Below are 16941 nucleotides of genomic sequence, written 5' to 3'. Positions count from 1 at the left end.
AAATTGCTCAGAAAAGAGGATTAAAGTGAAAAATATAATATCAGTGATAGGAGCAGGCGGTAAGACAAGCCTGCTCCATAAAATGTCAGATTATTATCTTGGAAAAAAAGAGACGGTACTTCTGACAACTACAACACATATGATGCTTGAAAAAGATACCGATATTTCATGTGATATTTTTAGCATCATTGAGAGATTAAAAAATGATAAATACTGCATGGCAGGAAAAATATGTGATGGCAGCAATAAAAAAATTCAGGCACTTCCGCTTGAAATACTTAAAGGGATAATGCCGTATGCAGACAATATTCTGATAGAAGCTGACGGAGCAAAGCATTATTCGCTTAAATATCCGTTAGAAAGTGAACCTGTTATTTTTGAGTTTACTACGGATGTTTATCTTGTTTTAGGGTTGTGGGATATAGGAAAGTATTGCAAAGATGTTATTTTCAGATTTGAGGATATGAGTTTTGAATTAGGGACAAAAGCTGATGAAAAGGTTACTTTTGAACATATAAAACAAATTCAGGAAGTATATGAAAAAAGGCTTAGAAAATTAGGATTTAAAGGAAAAATGCATTATATTTATTCAAAAAAGACAGATGATGGAATTGTATTTTTAAAGGAATAGATTATGATTAAAGATATATTTATAGTGTGCCGTGGTGCGGGTGACCTTGCGACAGGCATTATTCACAGACTTCACAGGGCAGGGTTTAAAGTGCTGGCACTTGAAACTAAAAAGCCTGCAGCAATACGAAGGCAGGTTTCGTTCTGCGAGGCAGTCTACGACAAAGAGATAACAATAGAGGGAGTTAAGGCTAGACTTATAACATCATTAGATGAGGTGGATGAGGTTATTAAACAGGGAGTTGTGCCGGTTATCATTGACCCTAAAGGAGAGTCGATTGCAAAATTAAGACCTGACATCGTGGTAGATGCGATAATCGCAAAGAAAAATCTTGGAACATTTATGGACATGGCACCGCTTGTTATAGGAGTTGGTCCGGGATTTACGGCTGGGGAAGATGTTGACATAGTTGTGGAAACTATGAGAGGTCACAATCTCGCAAGGATAATAGATAAAGGGCAGGCTCTTGCAAATACCGGAATCCCCGGAAACATAGGCGGTTATACAAGTGAGCGTGTCATTCATGCGGCGGCTTATGGCTTTATAAAAAATATCCGCCACATAGGTGATGTTGTAAAAAAAGGTGATGAGATAGCAAGGATATACGAGAAATATGATAATAATACTTCCAAGTCAGGATTTCAAGGAGAGTATGTACCTGTAAATGCAACCATATCAGGTATTATCAGAGGTCTTATCAGAGACGGCTTTGAGGTGACTGAGGGATTTAAAATAGCAGATATAGATCCGAGAGAGGGCGAGTTAAAAAACTGCTTTACAATATCGGACAAATCAAGAAGTATAGGCGGCAGTGTGCTTGAAGCGGTATGCAGCTATGTGTCGGGTATGTAGTTTATTTATGTTTTTCAGGATGGTAATGTGCAGAAATTATAAAGTAGACATCATCTGCAATAGGTTTTGCAAATGAGCTATAATAATGAGGATAAAAATGGATAAGAAAGAACTTACACATTTTAATGAAGCAGGCGAAGCACATATGGTAGATGTTCACGAAAAAGAGGACACATACCGTGTAGCAAAAGCCTGTGGTGAGATAAAAATGAATGAGGATGCATTTAATGCCGTGGCAAACGGGACTGCCAAAAAAGGGGATGTGCTTGGAATAGCACGCATTGCAGGGATAATGGGGGCAAAAAATAATTCAATGCTTATTCCGCTCTGCCATCCCATTGCCATGACAAAATGCGATGTGGATTTTGAACTTGACGAAGACAATAAGACAATAACGGCAATATGTACAACTGCCTGCGTTGGAAAAACGGGCGTTGAGATGGAGGCTCTTACAGGTGTGAGCACGGCACTTTTGACTATATATGATATGTGCAAGGCGGTCTGCCGCTCAATGGAGATAAAAAATATTCATCTGCTCGAAAAAGCAGGTGGAAAAAGCGGTCATTATGTTGCTGACCGCAATACAGATGTAAGCAGTAGTGACAATTAATATCAGACGAGGTGAGATAATCTTATGTTGTACAGCGTAGGGATAATCACATTAAGTGATAAAGGCTCAGAAGGGATTAGGGAGGACATGAGCGGACCCAAAATAAAAGAACTCCTCCCAAAAGATAAGTACGAGGTTGTATCATATAAACTGCTGCCTGATGATGAACAGATGCTTAAGAGTGAGCTTACAAGACTTTGCGATGAAGTAAAATGCAATCTTGTCCTAACAACAGGCGGGACCGGTTTTTCAAAAAGAGATATAACACCTGAGGTGACGATTAGTGTGGCAGAAAAAAATGCACCGGGGATAGCAGAAGGACTTCGTGCCTATAGTATGCAGTTTACAAAAAGAGCAATTCTTTCAAGAGGAGCATCAGTTATAAGAAACAGGACACTTATAATAAATCTTCCGGGAAGTGTTAAAGCAGTATCAGAGAGTATGGAGTTTCTGATTGGAAATATAGAGCATGGGCTTGATATTCTGCTCGGATATGACAGTGAGTGCGGAGGGAAACTTAAATGAAACTTGTAAAAACAACTGAAGCGGTCGGGCAGGTGTTGTGCCATGACATAACACAGATAATTCCCGGTGTGAAAAAGGATGCCGTATTCCGCAAGGGACATATTATAACAGAAGAAGATATACCGGTACTTTTAAGCGTCGGTAAAGATATGATATATATATGGGAAAATGATGAGACAATGCTTCATGAGAACGATGCGGCAGAGATACTTTATCATATGACGGCAGGGGAAAATATGCATCCGTCCGAGGTAAAAGAGGGAAAAATAGAAGTAATAGCAGATAGTGACGGACTCCTTAAGGTTGACAGAGAAAGATTAAAGAAAGTCAATTCTTTCGGTGAGCTTATGATTGCGGCAAGGCATGGAAATACCGCTGTAAAAAAAGGGGATAAACTTGCAGGAACAAGGATAATACCTCTTGTTATAAAAAAAGAGAAAATGGAAAAGGCTTCTGAGATATGTTCGGATGCTCCGATATTGAAGATACTTCCGTTTACGATGAAAAAAGCGGCTGTTATCACGACAGGCAACGAGGTATTTTATGGCAGGATAAAAGACGGATTTACACCTGTTATCGAAAAAAAGATAAATGAATTTGGTGTAGAAATGGCATTTCATGAGACTTTTAATGATGATGATAAAAAGATAACTAAGGGATGTCTTGATGCCGTCAATGCAGGTGTTGACATAATATTTTGTACCGGTGGTATGAGTGTTGACCCCGACGATAAAACACCTCTTGCCATAAAAAATACGGGAGCGGATATAATATCATACGGTTCACCCGTTTTGCCGGGTGCAATGTTTTTATTGTCTTATTATAAAAAAGATGACAGGATAATACCGATATGCGGACTTCCGGGGTGTGCCATGTATAATAAAAGGACTATTTTTGACCTGGTTCTGCCAAGACTTCTTGCAAATGATATGATAACATCGGATGAACTCGCATCATTAGGTGAGGGTGGATTTTGCTTAAATTGTGATGTGTGCACATTTCCAAATTGCGGCTTTGGAAAAGGGTGGTAATGTGCTTTGCACAAACTTGATATTTAAATCGTACAATGGTGGTGAAAAGTATGACGGATGGCTATGGAAGAAAGATTGATTACATGAGGATTTCGCTGACTGATAATTGCAATCTCAGATGCAGTTATTGTATGCCTGAGGGAAAGATTTCCGATATACATTATCTCCCTGTGGAAACCGTATTAAAATGTGTTGAGAGTGCTGTCTGCCTTGGGATAACAAATTTCAGGCTGACAGGGGGTGAGCCGCTTATCTATCCTGATATTGAAAAACTTATCGCAAAAATGAGAAATGTGAGTGGAGTAAATTTTATCGGAATTACCACAAACGGAGTTTTTCTAAGCGAAAAGGCTGATGTATTAAAAATGGCAGGGACAGACAGCATAAATGTGAGTCTTGATACCGTAGATTCTGACGAGTTTAGGAAAATCACGGGGCGAAACTGCCTTAGGAATGTTATTGATGGGATAGATGCCGCTTTAGATAGCAGAATTAAACTTAAAATAAATACTGTTCTAAGAAGTGAAGTTGATGTGCTGAAAATGACAGAGTTTGCAAATGACAAAAATATTGATATAAGATTTATCGAGCTGATGCCTGTAGGAATAGGAGAGAAAAATGATATTATTCCGAGAAAGGCTGTTATTGAAAAACTTGAAAAGAAATACGGAAAAGTGTGTGGAGTATCAAAAATGCATGATGAAAACGGACCGGCAGAGTATTATGCTTTCCGGAAACTAGGGGTGCGTGTAGGTCTTATTCAGGCGGTTCACGGTAAATTTTGTGACAGATGCAACCGCATAAGAATAACATCAGATGCAGGGTTAAAACCATGCCTTGCCGATAGCAGAATTATAGATTTAAAAGAAGCACTTGACATCGGAAAAGATGAACTTACAAAAATTATGAGAAAGGCTATATATGAAAAGCCAAAATCCCATCATTTTGAAGATATTTTATGTGAAAAAGAAACTAAAACCATGAATATGATAGGAGGTTAAAAAGTTTGGGAAAACTTATTGCAATAAACATAAGCAGGGAGCGTGGAACTGAAAAAAAGCAGATTCCAAAAGTCAGGCTTATCAGAAATTATGGGCTTGATGGAGATGCACACGCCGGAAGATGGCACAGACAGGTGAGTCTTTTGTCATATGAAAAAATAGAGGAGTTCAGGAAAAAAGGTGCTAAAGTAGAAAACGGTGCATTTGGAGAAAATCTGATAATCTCAGGATTTGATTTTAGGAGTCTGCCGCTTGGAACACGCTTTAAAATAGGTGATGCCGTTCTTGAAATGACGCAGATAGGTAAGGAGTGTCATTCTCATTGCAAGATATATGAGCGTATGGGTGAATGTATTATGCCCAAAGAGGGTGTGTTTGCAGTTGTCATAAATGGAGGTATGATAAATGAGGGTGATGAAGTAAAAATGCTTGAAGCTGATATGTATTTAAGTATAAGAGACAGGGATCGAGCTGAAAAGTCATTTATTGCTACAGTTGTATCAGGTGAGGCAACAGGACAGAAAGCCTACATTACAGACGGCAGAATAAGGGTAAGCTATGGTGACTATTTTACCGGTGATATAGTAAAAAAAATGTGTAAGACTTTCTGCGGTATTGATGATAACGGAAGTAATGATGGCAGCAGTCTGGTTAAGATAGGGGACAATACATTATTTATCCAAAACATCACCGGCAGACCTAATCTTGTAATATGCGGTGGAGGTCATGTGGCAGAGGCACTTGTGAAGATGGCTGAACTTGTGGATTTCGACATTACCGCGATAGAGGACAGACCCATATTTGCTCAGAAAATACGCAGTCTTGGGGTAGAAAATGTTATATGTGATGACTATGTAAATGCATTGAAAACTATAGACAAAAACCGTGACAACTATTTTGTGTGCATGACCAGAGGACACAGATTTGACGAACAGTGCATTTTTGAGATTTTTAAGATGCCATACGCATATGTAGGGATGATGGGTTCAAAAAGGAGGTCGGTAATGGTAAGAAAAGACCTTAAAGAACATGGTATTGAGATTGAAAAAATAAATGAACTTCATTCACCAATAGGTCTTTCAATATGTGCGGCTACACCACAGGAGATAGCGTTGTCAGTTATGAGTGAGATAGTATATTGTAAAAATAAACATTGCAATAACGGCTCTGTTGATGATAATATTATTGATGAACTTGCAAAACCGTCTGATGAGCAGAGGATTTTATGTACCATTATAAGAAAAAGCGGCAGTGCTCCAAGAAATGTCGGAACACAGATGATAGTAACTTCGGACAACCGAATTATAGGAACTATCGGAGGAGGATGTGCGGAGGCTGAAATTATCACGAGATGCAGGGACATTTTTAACGGCTTTGCAATGCCAATGCAGGAAACAGCATCAAAAAATGATGAGAATAAAAATAAGGCTGTTTGTCAGAAAGACGATTTTGCAAATAAACATTTTATAGGCAAATCTGAGATAATGGAAGTAAGTATGAATACTGATGATACTGAAAAAGAGGGCATGGTGTGTGGTGGAAATATAAGTGTTATGCTGGAGAGAATGTAGATTGATTAAAGGAAAAAATGAGTGTGCAGAAAAGAGTTTTTTATGCTTAATGTTAAGAAGATAATTAAAAAAATAAGCGTATGCTGTGTTATGGCGGCACTTGTTACAGGGATGCCCGCAGGCTGCGGAAAGAAAAACGAGAATAGCAAAAAAACAGAAATAATCATATTTGCTGCAAAAAGTCTTAACGGTGTTATGGATGAACTATGCAAAGAATACAACAAAGAGCATCCTGATATAAATTTCCACACAAATTATGACAGTTCAGGAACACTTATGACACAGATAAAAGAGGGTGCAAAGTGCAATATATTCTTTTCGGCAGGTGTAGAGCAGATGGACGAGCTTGAAAAGGGATATGATGGCGGCAGTGCAGATAAGGATAACCGCAAAGACCTTTTAAACAATCAGGTGTGCCTTGTAACATGGAAAGGAAGTAATACAAAAGTTAAGAGTTTTAAAGATATGGCAAAAGCAAAAAACATGGCACTTGCAGATGAAACTGTTCCCGTAGGACAGTACACAAGAAAGGCTTTGATAAATTCACATCTGGTATCAGGCGATAAGGAAAAGGCTAATGACTTAAAAGATACAGATATATCAAATGCACTGGGAGGTCTTGAGATAAACAGTTGTGCAAATGTAGGTGCTGTTGCGGCAGCAGTTGCAGAGGGTGCAGACGAGATTGGAACTGTTTATTATTCAGATACCTTTGGATATGAAGATAATTTAGAGATAATAGAAAAACTTCCAAACAGCCTTACAGGTGATGTTATCTACCCTGTTGCACCACTTAAAAGTGATGATATATCTGACGCTGAATTTAATGCTTCAAACGAATTTGTAAAGTTTATGAGCGAAGAAAAGGCTGTAAAATTATTTGAAAAATACCATTTTTCTATGTCTTAGAAATGAGGTTTATTATGGATTACTCCCAGATTGATTTTAGTCCGCTTTGGATAAGTCTTAAAACCGGTATTGTGGCTTCATTGGTATCTTTTGTGCTTGGCATACTGGCAGCTTGGTTTGTCGTGAGCAGGCGTGGAAGAACAAGAGGTATATGGGATGGTATTCTTACAATGCCTCTTGTACTGCCGCCGACAGTTGCGGGATATATATTGCTCCGTATATTTAGTACCAGACACAGCTTTGGAAATTTTGTAGATAAGGGACTTTCAATTCATGTCATACATACATGGCTTGGCTGTATCATTGCGGCTACGGTTATTGCATTTCCTCTTATGTACCGAAATGCCAGAGCGGCATTTGAACAGGTAGACGAAAATGTGATATATGCGGCACAGACGCTTGGTCTTAGTGAGTGGACAATTTTCTTTAAAATCCGTATGCCAATGGCAAAACCCGGAATTTTATCGGGGATTACACTTACATTTACAAGAGCACTCGGAGAGTACGGTGCAACATCAATGCTTGCCGGAAACATTGCAGGAAAAACCTCAACAATATCTCAGCAGATAGCGATGGTGATTCAGAGTGGTGATTTTAAAACGGCAGGTTTCTGGTGTATTGTGATAACGGCAATTTCGTTTATCTGTCTTGTTATTATAAATTTTATTACGGGTGACAGATAAGTAAGAAATCTGCAAGAATGAGGATTGATATGGCTTTAATAGTAAAGATAAGAAAAAGACTTGATAATTTTGAATTAAATACGGATATACAGACAGATGACGATATACTGGCACTAAGTGGTGCATCCGGTGCGGGAAAGACTATGATATTAAAATGTATTGCAGGGATAGCAACACCTGACAGCGGTTATATATCACTGAACGGTCGTGTCCTTTTTGACTCGGAAAAAAAGATAAATTTAAAAGCTTCACTTAGAAAAACAGGTTATCTCTTTCAGGATTATGCTTTATTTCCTACAATGACGGCAAGAGAAAATATAAATATTGTTATGAAAAAGAAAAACCATGAACTTGTAGATAAGTGGCTTAGTGCATATGGGCTTGAAAAAGTGGCAGACAATTATCCTAAAAAATTGTCAGGAGGACAGAAACAGCGTGTTGCAATGATTCGTATGCTTGCATCAGACCCGGAGTGTATATTGCTTGACGAACCATTTTCTGCACTTGATGAACATATCAAAAGAAAAATGGAAGTGGAACTTATGGAGATGCTTGAAAATTTTTATAAGCCGATAATTTTTGTTTCGCATAACCGGGAAGAAATCTACAGATTTGCAGATAAAGTATGTTCCGTGGAAGATGGAATTGTAAGCAGGATATATGATAAAAAATATTTTTATTATAAACCTGAGACAAAAGCACAGGCAAAACTAGCAGGGTGTCTGAATTTCTCAAACATAAGCTGGATAGATGAAAGTCATGTGAAAGCGGTTGACTGGGGTGTTACGCTTAAAGTTAAGGCAACAAAAGAAAGTGACTGGGGAAAATATCATAGTATCTGCATTTTTCAAAATGATATAAATATTGGAAAACATTCCTTTACGCATCAGAAAAAATATATTAAAAACGAAAATATAAATTCTGAAACAACAGGAATGTTTGAAGATACGCTAAATACCTTAAAGATAAAAAGTATCTCGCTGTCAGAAGAACTTTATAATACCTGCTGCCTTTGTGAGCTTGAAAACGGTGAGGTTATTACAATGATAAAGCCAAAAGAAAATCAGTTGTTTTCGGATAAATTACAGGATAAATATATTGACTTATTAAATAATGTTAAAAAAATTACAGTAGCAAAAGAATACATACATCTTCTTAAATAACAGTTCAGCCTTGCATTTCTTAAATAAATTGAAGATGATTTCTGTTGCTGATATCATGTCAGGGGGAATATATTAGTGATATATCTTGATAATGCGGCGACTACACTTTACAAACCGCAAGCTGTATATGATGCTGTTATGCACGCAATGAAAAATTATGGAAATTCAGGCAGGGGGTATGGAGAGACATCACTTGAAGCATCAAGGTGTATATTTGAAACAAGAAAGTGCCTTACTGAATTTTTTGGCGGTGACAATGTCTCAGGTCTTATATTTACATCAAATGCGACCGAGGCATTAAATACCGTTATTCATGGACTTTTTAATGAGGGTGACACGGTTATTACCACAAACCTTGAACATAATTCAGTGTTAAGACCTCTTTATTATGCCGGTGAAAGAGGAGTTAAGGCAGACATTGTATCGTGCAGTGGTAATGGGATTGTTGATGCCTCTGGTATAGAAGATATGATAACAAAAGCTACAAAAGCAATCATCTGTACTCACGCATCCAACCTTACGGGGAATGTTGTCGATATAAAAAAGATTGGAGAGATTGCCAAAAAACATAATCTTCTTTTTATAGTGGACGCATCACAGACTGCAGGTGTACTGCCTATAAATGTCAGGGATATGAATATAGACATACTCTGTTTTACAGGACATAAAAGTCTTATGGGACCGCAGGGAACAGGCGGGTTTTATATAAGAAACGGCATAGATATAAGACCTTTAAAAAGCGGTGGGACAGGCATAAAAAGTTTTTTAAGACAACAGCCTGAGCAACTTCCTGAACTGCTTGAAGCAGGGACATTAAACAGCCACGGGATAGCAGGGCTTCTTGCCGCTGTAAAGGAGATAAACACTGTTGGAATTGACAAGATATACAATAAAGAAAACAGACTTATGCAGATATTTTATTCGGGTATAAGCAGGGTAAAAGGCGTAAAAGTCTATGGTGATTTCAGACAGGATAGAGTCCGCTGTCCGATAGTTTCATTAAATATAGGAACGGCAGATTCTTCAGAGATAAGTATGCTCCTTGAAGATGAATTTGGAATAGTCACCAGAGCAGGGATTCATTGTGCTCCGCGTATGCACGAATATTTTGGCACAAAAACACAGGGTATGGTAAGATTTAGTTTTTCGTATTATAATACAGAGGAAGAAGTGACGGCGGCGGCAGATGCAGTAAAAGAAATTGCTAAAAAGGTGGTGGACATATAATTTATCATGGAAGATATAGTTTTTTGTAAAGGCGGTGGATGTACCGCAAAACTTGGAGCAGATGTATTGAAACATATACTTTCAAAAATACCTAAAGGGGAGAAAGATATTTCACTTCTTGTCGGTTATGACAGCAGTGACGATGCGGCAGTATATAGAATATCAGACGATATGGCAATTGTTCAGACACTCGATTTTTTTCCACCGATGGTCGACGACCCGTATATTTTCGGACAGATAGCGGCGGCAAATGCATTAAGTGATGTATATGCGATGGGCGGTGAGGTAAAGACTGCACTAAATATAGTCTGTTTTCCTGAAAAGATGGACTTAAACATTCTTGGAAAGATAATGCAGGGCGGTGCAAAAAAGGTGAATGAAGCAGGTGCCACACTTGCAGGTGGTCATTCCATAGCCGATGACAGTGTAAAATACGGTCTGTCTGTTATGGGACTTGTAAATCCTGACAAAATATATGAAAATAATAAGGCAGAATCGGCTGACATACTTATACTTACAAAAAAACTCGGTGTAGGGCTTGTGTGCAATGCACAGCGTGTCGGACAGGCTTTTAAAGGTTCACTTGATGAAGCAATAGAGTCGATGACTACACTCAATAAAAAAGCGTCTGAGATAAGCAGAAATTATGAAATCCATGCCTGCACTGATGTGACAGGATTTGGATTTTTAGGTCATTTAAACGAGATGATAAATAACAATGTATCGGCGGAGATTGACTCAATATCCATACCTGTTATAAAAGGTGCACTTCATTATGCCGAAGAATTTCTGCTCACGGCAGCAGCACAGCGAAACAGAAATCATGTCGCAGATAATGTGGATTTTTCAGAAAACATAACATTTGCGATGGAAGAGCTGTTATTTGATCCGCAGACATCGGGTGGACTTTTATTTGCCGTAAAGAAAGAAGATGCACTGCCATTTTTAAAAGAATTAAAAAATGAGGGACTTCCGGCGGCGATAGTTGGTCATTTTACGCAAAAAAAAGAAAAAAATATCTATATAAAGTAACAGGAGATTGCGAAACTAATTATATGTTGTATTAATTGTGTGAATATAACATATACTATGGATATAAAGTAAAGGAGAAAAAAGTTATTATGATAACAATAAATGCAATAGGTGATACCTGTCCGATACCGGTAGTTAAGACAAAAAAAGCGATTGAGAAACTTGAAAAACCGGATACGGTTGAGACTCTTGTTGATAATGAGATTGCCGTTGAAAATCTTAAAAAGATGGCTTCACAGATGGGATTTGCAGTTTCAGACAGCAAGATAAATTCCGGGTACAGTGTAAAGATAACCGTGGAGGATATTGATAAAATAAATGACAATAAAATGTCAGTAACAAATGCTAAAGCAACATCCGAGGCTAAAGCAAATTCCATAAAGACAGGTGCGGATGATATGGTTTCATGCAATATTAAAAACAGCGGTGAAAAAGTTGTAGTAATAAAGTCTGAATTTATGGGTGATGGTGATAACGAACTTGGAAAGGTGCTTATCAAAGGCTTTATCTATGCACTTTCGCAGCAGGACGAATTGCCACAGACAATGCTTTTTTATAACGGCGGTGCAAAGATTACAAGTGAAGGCTCTGAGTCGATAGAAGATTTAAAGGCTTTAGAGGAAAAAGGTGTAAAGATATTTACCTGTGGTACTTGTCTAAATTATTACGGACTTACCGAAAAGCTCTGTGTCGGCGAAGCCACAAATATGTATGAAATTACTAAAAAAATGACGGAAGCATCACTTATAGTCTGCCCATAATATTATGTGCGAAAATTGTAAGAGAGAGAGACATACACAGCTTGTGATTTCATTCAAAAATACAACTGCTGCGATGGAAATGGAGAGCAGGGCAAAGAGTGAAAATATTTACGGCAGGATAATACCGCTGCCGTCAAAAATATCGGCAGGGTGTGGTCTTGCTTGGAAGACAGAGCCTGATATGAGAAATGAGACAATAAACTTTATGCAGAAAGAAAAAATTCAGTGGGATGCGGTATATGAACTGGATTTGTTTTAACACTAAAATCATAAGAGAAAGGAAAGAGATATGTTCTATTATAATCAGTATATAAGGGCAAAAAGCCTCGAAGAAGCATATGAACTCTACCAGAAAAGACAAAATTTCATTGTCGGCGGAATGCTTTGGACAAAGATGAAAAATACGACTCTTGGAACAGCGATAGACCTCTGTGAACTGGGGCTTGACGGCATAGAAGAAAATGAAAACGAGTTTCGTATAGGTGCATATGTATCATTAAGGGACATAGAGACAAATGAATCATTAAATAAATATACGGATAATGCCTTTGCCAATTCCGTAAAAGATATAGTCGGTGTCCAGTTTAGAAATGTTGCAACGGTCGGCGGAAGTATATGGGGGCGGTATGGCTTTTCAGATGTTATGACGATATTTAGGGCACTTGGTGCTAAAGTGGAGCTTTTCCATGAGGGTATCATGGAACTTGACGATTTTGTAAAGCTGCCACGCACGGTGAGAGATATACTTGTGTCAGTAATTGTGCCAAAGGAAACCGAAAAGGTAGTTTATCTGAGCCAGAGAAACCAGTCAACAGATTTTCCGGTGCTTACCTGTGCCGTTTCAAAAGGAAAAAGAGGTACTATGGCTGTTATCGGGGCAACTCCATATATGGCTGAGCCTGTATATGACAGTGAAAATATATTATCTGTAACTACAGATGAAAATATTGAAAGATTTGCAGATTATGTGGCAAAAAATATCCGTTTTGGCAGCAATATGCGTGCCAGTGCCGAGTATAGAAAGATAATATGCAATGTTCTTGTAAAAAGGGCATTAAAGACGATAGTATCAGAAAACGAAAAGGAGGAAATCTGCTGATGGAAGTAAAGATTACATTAAATGGAAAAATGATAAAAGATACCGTAGACGCAGATATGCTTCTTATAGATTTTTGCAGGAAACATAAATGTTATTCGGTAAAGAGAGGATGTGAAACAGGAAACTGTGGTCTTTGCACGGTGCTTATGGATGGAAAGCCGATGCTTTCGTGCAGTATTCCTGTCGGCAGGGCAGACGGAAGATGCGTTGATACACTTGAAGGACTGGAGGAAGAAGCTAAAAAATTTACCGGTTATTTTGCAATGCAGGGTGCTGACCAGTGCGGTTTTTGCAATCCGGGATATATAGTTAATATAGTGGCACTTCTCCGTGAAAATCCTGATCCGACTGACGAGGAGATACTTGAGTATCTTTCGGGCAATCTGTGCCGCTGCACGGGGTATCAGAGCCAGCTTCGTTCACTCAGGAATTATCTGAACAGCAAAAAGGAAAATGCACCTATGCAGCTTGAAGCAGAAGTTTTTGGGGCAGACATCGGAAAGGAGTGGAAGAATGAGTGAATTTAACCGTGAAAGAAAAGATTATCATGCAGTAGGAAAAAGTATTCCAAAGAAAGACTCATCACAGCTTCTCCTTGGAAAGCCGGTATTTACCGATGACATAACACCATCGGACTGCCTTGTGGTAAAGCTTCTCAGAAGCCCTCATGCTCATGCCTTAGTTGAGGATATAAACACTGATATTGCAATGAAAGTATCGGGGATAGAAGCTGTTTATACATGGAAAGATGTTCCTGACAAGCGTTTCAGCATTGCAGGCCAGACTTTTCCGGAGCCGTCACCGTATGACAGGCTTATACTTGACAGAAGGGTGAGAAGTGTAGGTGATCCTGTTGCGATAGTTGCGGGTGAGAGTGAGAAAGCTGTTGATAAAGCATTAAAACTTATAAAAGTAAAATATCAGGTACTCGAACCTGTACTTGATTTTCACAAGGCACTTGACAATCCCATACTTGTGCATCCGGAGGATAACTGGATGTCATATGGCAATACGGGTGATGTTAAGAGAAATCTTATACACCATGAGGAAGATGAACATGGTGATGTAAATGCAGTATTTAATGACTGTGAGGAGATAATAGAGCATACCTGGCATATAAAGGCGGCACAGCAGGCTTACATGGAAACGATAAGGGCGTACTGTGAGATTGACAGATATGGCAGACTTCATTGCATAAGTTCAACGCAGATAGTTTTTCATATCAGAAGAATACTTGCAAATGCACTCGATATTCCAAAATCGATGGTGCGTGCGGAAAAACCACGCATAGGCGGAGGTTTTGGGGCAAAACAGACAGCCGTATGTGAAGTCTATCCGGCTTTTGTTACATGGATGACAAAAAAGCCGAGCAAACTTATTTACAGCAGAAATGAATGTCAGATAATATCTTCACCCCGCCATGAAATGGAAGTGACGGTTCGTCTTGGTGCAATGAAAGACGGCAGGATAAGAGCGATAGACCTTTATACGCTGTCAAACGGAGGAGCATACGGTGAACACAGCACAACGACCGTTGGACTTTCAGGCCACAAATCACTGCCGCTTTATACGGGCGGATGTGAAGCGACAAAATTTTCATGTGATGTTGTCTACACGAATGTTCAGGCAGCAGGAGCATATAGAGGATACGGGGCAACACAGGGAATTTTTGCACTCGAATCTGCTGTAAATGAACTTGCGGAAAAACTTCATATAGATCCGGTTGAGATAAGGATGAAAAACATTGTAAGAGAGGGAATGTTCATGCCTGCATACTTTGGTGAGACAGCGAATGCCTGTGCATTGGATAGGTGTATAGAGCATTGTGCCGCAAATTTCAACTGGGCTGAGAAATATCCGGTCAGGGATATGGGAAACGGCAAAGTCAGGGCAGCAGGAATGGCACTTGCGATGCAGGGTTCGTGCATCTCAAATGTTGATGTGGGTTCATGTACATTAAAACTTTCAGACGATGGAACATATAATATGATGATAGGTGCGGCTGACATGGGAACAGGCTGTGATACCATTCTTTCGCAGATGGCAGCAGAAGTCCTAGACTGTGATGCAGATAAAATTTCCGTTTTTGGTGCAGACACAGACGCATCACCTTATGATTCAGGTTCTTATGCTTCATCAACAACTTACATCACGGGAATGGCTACACAAAATGCCGCTTTAAAACTTCGTGAAAACATAATGAAGATAGGTGCAGGGCTTCTCGGCTGTTCTTCTGAAGATGTAGATTTTGATGGCGAGAAAGTGTATATGACGGAATATGAAAAATCGGTCAGCCTTGCGGATATTGCTACAAAATCACAGGTAAACAATAATATCCCTGTCGATGTGACCGAGACATATTCATCACCTGTATCACCGCCGCCGTATATGGTCGGAATGGTTGAGATAGAGCTTGACAAAGAAACAGGAAGCGTAAAGATACTTGATTATCAGGCGGTTGTCGACTGCGGAATACCGGTAAATCCAAACCTTGCAAGAGTTCAGACAGAGGGCGGTATAGGACAGGGGATAGGCATGGCACTCTATGAAAATGTCACATACAGTGCAGAGGGAAAGATTGCCGAGAACAGCCTTATGCAGTATAAAATTCCAACAAGACTTGATGTAGGAAATATAAATGTTGAGTTTGAAACAAGCTATGAACCGTCAGGACCTTTCGGTGTAAAGTCGATAGGAGAGATAGTTATAAATACCCCTGCACCGGCTCTTGCACACGCAATATACAGGGCAACCGGAGTGTGGCACAGAACAGTTCCGTTCACACCTGAAAAAATCCTTATGGGGATGATTGATCCTGAGTGGAAAGAGATTGACCACCGTATCATATAGTAGTCTGGCGGCTGAGGTGAAAAGCTTCGACGGATTAGTCTATATTGATTGAACAGGGATATAGATAATAGCATTCACACACGTTGCTTATATAAAATTAAGATTGTTTCGCAAATATATAAAATCAAAAAATATGATACACATTATATATATGGCGGCTGGGAACAGCCGCCGTTTTGGAAGTAATAAACTCTTACATATCTGGCAGGGAAAAATGCTTTACAGACATACGCTTGATATGTTATCAGATATTGTAAGCAGCAGAAAAATAAACGAAGATATAGATTACGACATAACACTTACTGTTGTAACACAATACGACAGGATAATAGCTGACCTTGATGGCAGAAAAGATATAAATACCGTGTTTTGCGGTGATAGCAGGCTCGGTGCGTCATATACGATAAAAGCAGGGATAAATAGTTTGATGGGCAGGTTGAAAAAAGACGACTGGCTTTTGTTTATCGTTGCGGACCAGCCGTATCTTAGCGAAAAGACGATACTTAAATTTATCGAGGCAGCATCGCAAGATAAAAAAAGTGAAGATTACAAAATGCTTTTGGCGAATGGTGAAAAAAATAATGGTGATTATGAAAATATTTTGTCAGAAGAAAAAAACAGCAAAGATTACAAGGTATTTTCAGCAAGATATAGGGCAAAAGCAGGAAATCCATGTATGTTCTCCTGCGAACTTATCCCTGAACTGTTGGAGTTAAGCGGTGACAGCGGGGGCAGAAAAGTCGCAAAAAGACATGAATGTTTTTATATAGATGTTGAAGACGGGAAAGAATTGTTTGATATTGACAGTGAAAAAGATATTAATATTTATTCTCAGGATTGATGTTATCCGTCAGTTATACGCCAATTAACATTTTTTATAAGATTACATTCATATGTGTAATAGCTCGGCTTTGTAACAGTTCAGCCTTTCATTTCTTACATTCATAAACTTGACTTATTGTGCTGTTAGCATATATAATATTTAATAATTACGAA

At 38.8% G+C, this 16941-nt stretch carries 18 protein-coding genes; all 18 read left to right on the top strand.

Features of this window, described 5'->3' with window-relative positions; genetic code table 11:
- The first annotated feature begins 25 nt into the window (after nt 1–25).
- A complete protein-coding gene (yqeC, locus tag DWZ63_RS05360; protein WP_182431447.1) occupies nt 26–631 on the top strand; it encodes a selenium cofactor biosynthesis protein YqeC in 606 nt (201 codons plus the stop codon).
- Nucleotides 632–634: 3 nt separating this feature from the next.
- The gene (yqeB, locus tag DWZ63_RS05355) at nt 635–1483 is read left to right on the top strand and encodes a selenium-dependent molybdenum cofactor biosynthesis protein YqeB (protein ID WP_118498996.1); all 849 of its coding nucleotides are present in this window, start codon (nt 635–637) and stop codon (nt 1481–1483) included.
- Between the two features lie 97 nt (nt 1484–1580).
- Nucleotides 1581–2093 (top strand): cyclic pyranopterin monophosphate synthase MoaC, encoded by a 513-nt coding sequence (moaC, locus tag DWZ63_RS05350; RefSeq protein WP_118498994.1) that lies wholly within the window; start codon nt 1581–1583, stop codon nt 2091–2093.
- 27 nt (nt 2094–2120) lie between these two features.
- Nucleotides 2121–2618 carry a MogA/MoaB family molybdenum cofactor biosynthesis protein gene (locus DWZ63_RS05345; protein WP_118499027.1) on the top strand — a complete coding sequence of 166 codons (498 nt, stop codon included), beginning with the start codon at nt 2121–2123 and terminating at the stop codon, nt 2616–2618.
- Complete coding sequence (locus DWZ63_RS05340; protein WP_118498992.1) at nt 2615–3649, top strand: molybdopterin-binding protein; 1035 nt, start codon at nt 2615–2617, stop codon at nt 3647–3649. The genes DWZ63_RS05345 and DWZ63_RS05340 overlap by 4 nt, the downstream gene beginning before the upstream one ends.
- 50 nt (nt 3650–3699) lie before the next feature.
- Nucleotides 3700–4650, top strand: coding sequence for a GTP 3',8-cyclase MoaA (moaA, locus tag DWZ63_RS05335; protein ID WP_182431446.1), 951 nt, complete (start codon nt 3700–3702; stop codon nt 4648–4650).
- 5 nt (nt 4651–4655) lie between these two features.
- Complete coding sequence (locus DWZ63_RS05330; protein WP_118498989.1) at nt 4656–6221, top strand: XdhC family protein; 1566 nt, start codon at nt 4656–4658, stop codon at nt 6219–6221.
- 42 nt (nt 6222–6263) lie between these two features.
- Entirely contained in the window at nt 6264–7130 is an 867-nt protein-coding gene (gene modA / locus DWZ63_RS05325) for a molybdate ABC transporter substrate-binding protein (RefSeq protein ID WP_082440671.1), read from the top strand.
- 14 nt (nt 7131–7144) lie between these two features.
- Nucleotides 7145–7813 carry a molybdate ABC transporter permease subunit gene (modB, locus tag DWZ63_RS05320; RefSeq protein WP_330672322.1) on the top strand — a complete coding sequence of 223 codons (669 nt, stop codon included), beginning with the start codon at nt 7145–7147 and terminating at the stop codon, nt 7811–7813.
- Between the two features lie 29 nt (nt 7814–7842).
- Complete coding sequence (locus tag DWZ63_RS05315) at nt 7843–8976, top strand: ATP-binding cassette domain-containing protein (protein WP_182431445.1); 1134 nt, start codon at nt 7843–7845, stop codon at nt 8974–8976.
- Between the two features lie 75 nt (nt 8977–9051).
- The gene (locus DWZ63_RS05310) at nt 9052–10203 is read left to right on the top strand and encodes an aminotransferase class V-fold PLP-dependent enzyme (RefSeq protein WP_118498985.1); all 1152 of its coding nucleotides are present in this window, start codon (nt 9052–9054) and stop codon (nt 10201–10203) included.
- A 6-nt stretch (nt 10204–10209) separates the two neighbouring features.
- Entirely contained in the window at nt 10210–11235 is a 1026-nt protein-coding gene (gene selD / locus DWZ63_RS05305) for a selenide, water dikinase SelD (protein WP_347474827.1), read from the top strand.
- An 89-nt stretch (nt 11236–11324) separates the two neighbouring features.
- Nucleotides 11325–11996 carry a sulfurtransferase-like selenium metabolism protein YedF gene (gene yedF, locus DWZ63_RS05300; protein ID WP_055943034.1) on the top strand — a complete coding sequence of 224 codons (672 nt, stop codon included), beginning with the start codon at nt 11325–11327 and terminating at the stop codon, nt 11994–11996.
- 43 nt (nt 11997–12039) lie between these two features.
- Nucleotides 12040–12255: a DUF3343 domain-containing protein gene (locus DWZ63_RS05295; protein WP_172794146.1), complete on the top strand. Its 216-nt coding sequence runs from the start codon at nt 12040–12042 to the stop codon at nt 12253–12255.
- Nucleotides 12256–12285: 30 nt separating this feature from the next.
- Nucleotides 12286–13095 carry an FAD binding domain-containing protein gene (locus DWZ63_RS05290; RefSeq protein WP_055942035.1) on the top strand — a complete coding sequence of 270 codons (810 nt, stop codon included), beginning with the start codon at nt 12286–12288 and terminating at the stop codon, nt 13093–13095.
- On the top strand, nt 13095–13616 hold the full coding sequence (locus DWZ63_RS05285; RefSeq protein ID WP_022014635.1) for a 2Fe-2S iron-sulfur cluster-binding protein: 522 nt from the start codon (nt 13095–13097) through the stop codon (nt 13614–13616). The genes DWZ63_RS05290 and DWZ63_RS05285 overlap by 1 nt, the downstream gene beginning before the upstream one ends.
- Nucleotides 13609–15945 (top strand): molybdopterin cofactor-binding domain-containing protein, encoded by a 2337-nt coding sequence (locus DWZ63_RS05280; RefSeq protein ID WP_055942031.1) that lies wholly within the window; start codon nt 13609–13611, stop codon nt 15943–15945. Before DWZ63_RS05285 ends, DWZ63_RS05280 begins: the two co-directional genes overlap by 8 nt.
- A 133-nt stretch (nt 15946–16078) precedes the next feature.
- Nucleotides 16079–16786 (top strand): nucleotidyltransferase family protein, encoded by a 708-nt coding sequence (locus tag DWZ63_RS05275; protein ID WP_147353204.1) that lies wholly within the window; start codon nt 16079–16081, stop codon nt 16784–16786.
- The last annotated feature ends 155 nt before the right edge of the window (nt 16787–16941 follow it).

Source organism: Clostridium sp. AF34-13 (assembly GCF_003477845.1).
Lineage (GTDB): Bacteria > Bacillota > Clostridia > Lachnospirales > Lachnospiraceae > Butyribacter > Butyribacter intestini.
The sequence above is the reverse complement of the archived record's forward strand: the minus strand, read 5'-3'. Positions and strand labels throughout refer to the sequence as shown.

Coding starts and splice junctions, on each gene's coding strand:
- yqeB (WP_118498996.1), top strand. CDS start 635: ATGATTAAAGATATATTTATAGTGTGCCGTGGTGCGGGTGACCTTGCG.
- moaC (WP_118498994.1), top strand. CDS start 1,581: ATGGATAAGAAAGAACTTACACATTTTAATGAAGCAGGCGAAGCACAT.
- DWZ63_RS05340 (WP_118498992.1), top strand. CDS start 2,615: ATGAAACTTGTAAAAACAACTGAAGCGGTCGGGCAGGTGTTGTGCCAT.
- moaA (WP_182431446.1), top strand. CDS start 3,700: ATGACGGATGGCTATGGAAGAAAGATTGATTACATGAGGATTTCGCTG.
- modA (WP_082440671.1), top strand. CDS start 6,264: ATGCTTAATGTTAAGAAGATAATTAAAAAAATAAGCGTATGCTGTGTT.
- modB (WP_330672322.1), top strand. CDS start 7,145: ATGGATTACTCCCAGATTGATTTTAGTCCGCTTTGGATAAGTCTTAAA.
- DWZ63_RS05315 (WP_182431445.1), top strand. CDS start 7,843: ATGGCTTTAATAGTAAAGATAAGAAAAAGACTTGATAATTTTGAATTA.
- selD (WP_347474827.1), top strand. CDS start 10,210: ATGGAAGATATAGTTTTTTGTAAAGGCGGTGGATGTACCGCAAAACTT.
- yedF (WP_055943034.1), top strand. CDS start 11,325: ATGATAACAATAAATGCAATAGGTGATACCTGTCCGATACCGGTAGTT.
- DWZ63_RS05290 (WP_055942035.1), top strand. CDS start 12,286: ATGTTCTATTATAATCAGTATATAAGGGCAAAAAGCCTCGAAGAAGCA.
- DWZ63_RS05285 (WP_022014635.1), top strand. CDS start 13,095: ATGGAAGTAAAGATTACATTAAATGGAAAAATGATAAAAGATACCGTA.
- DWZ63_RS05280 (WP_055942031.1), top strand. CDS start 13,609: ATGAGTGAATTTAACCGTGAAAGAAAAGATTATCATGCAGTAGGAAAA.
- DWZ63_RS05275 (WP_147353204.1), top strand. CDS start 16,079: ATGATACACATTATATATATGGCGGCTGGGAACAGCCGCCGTTTTGGA.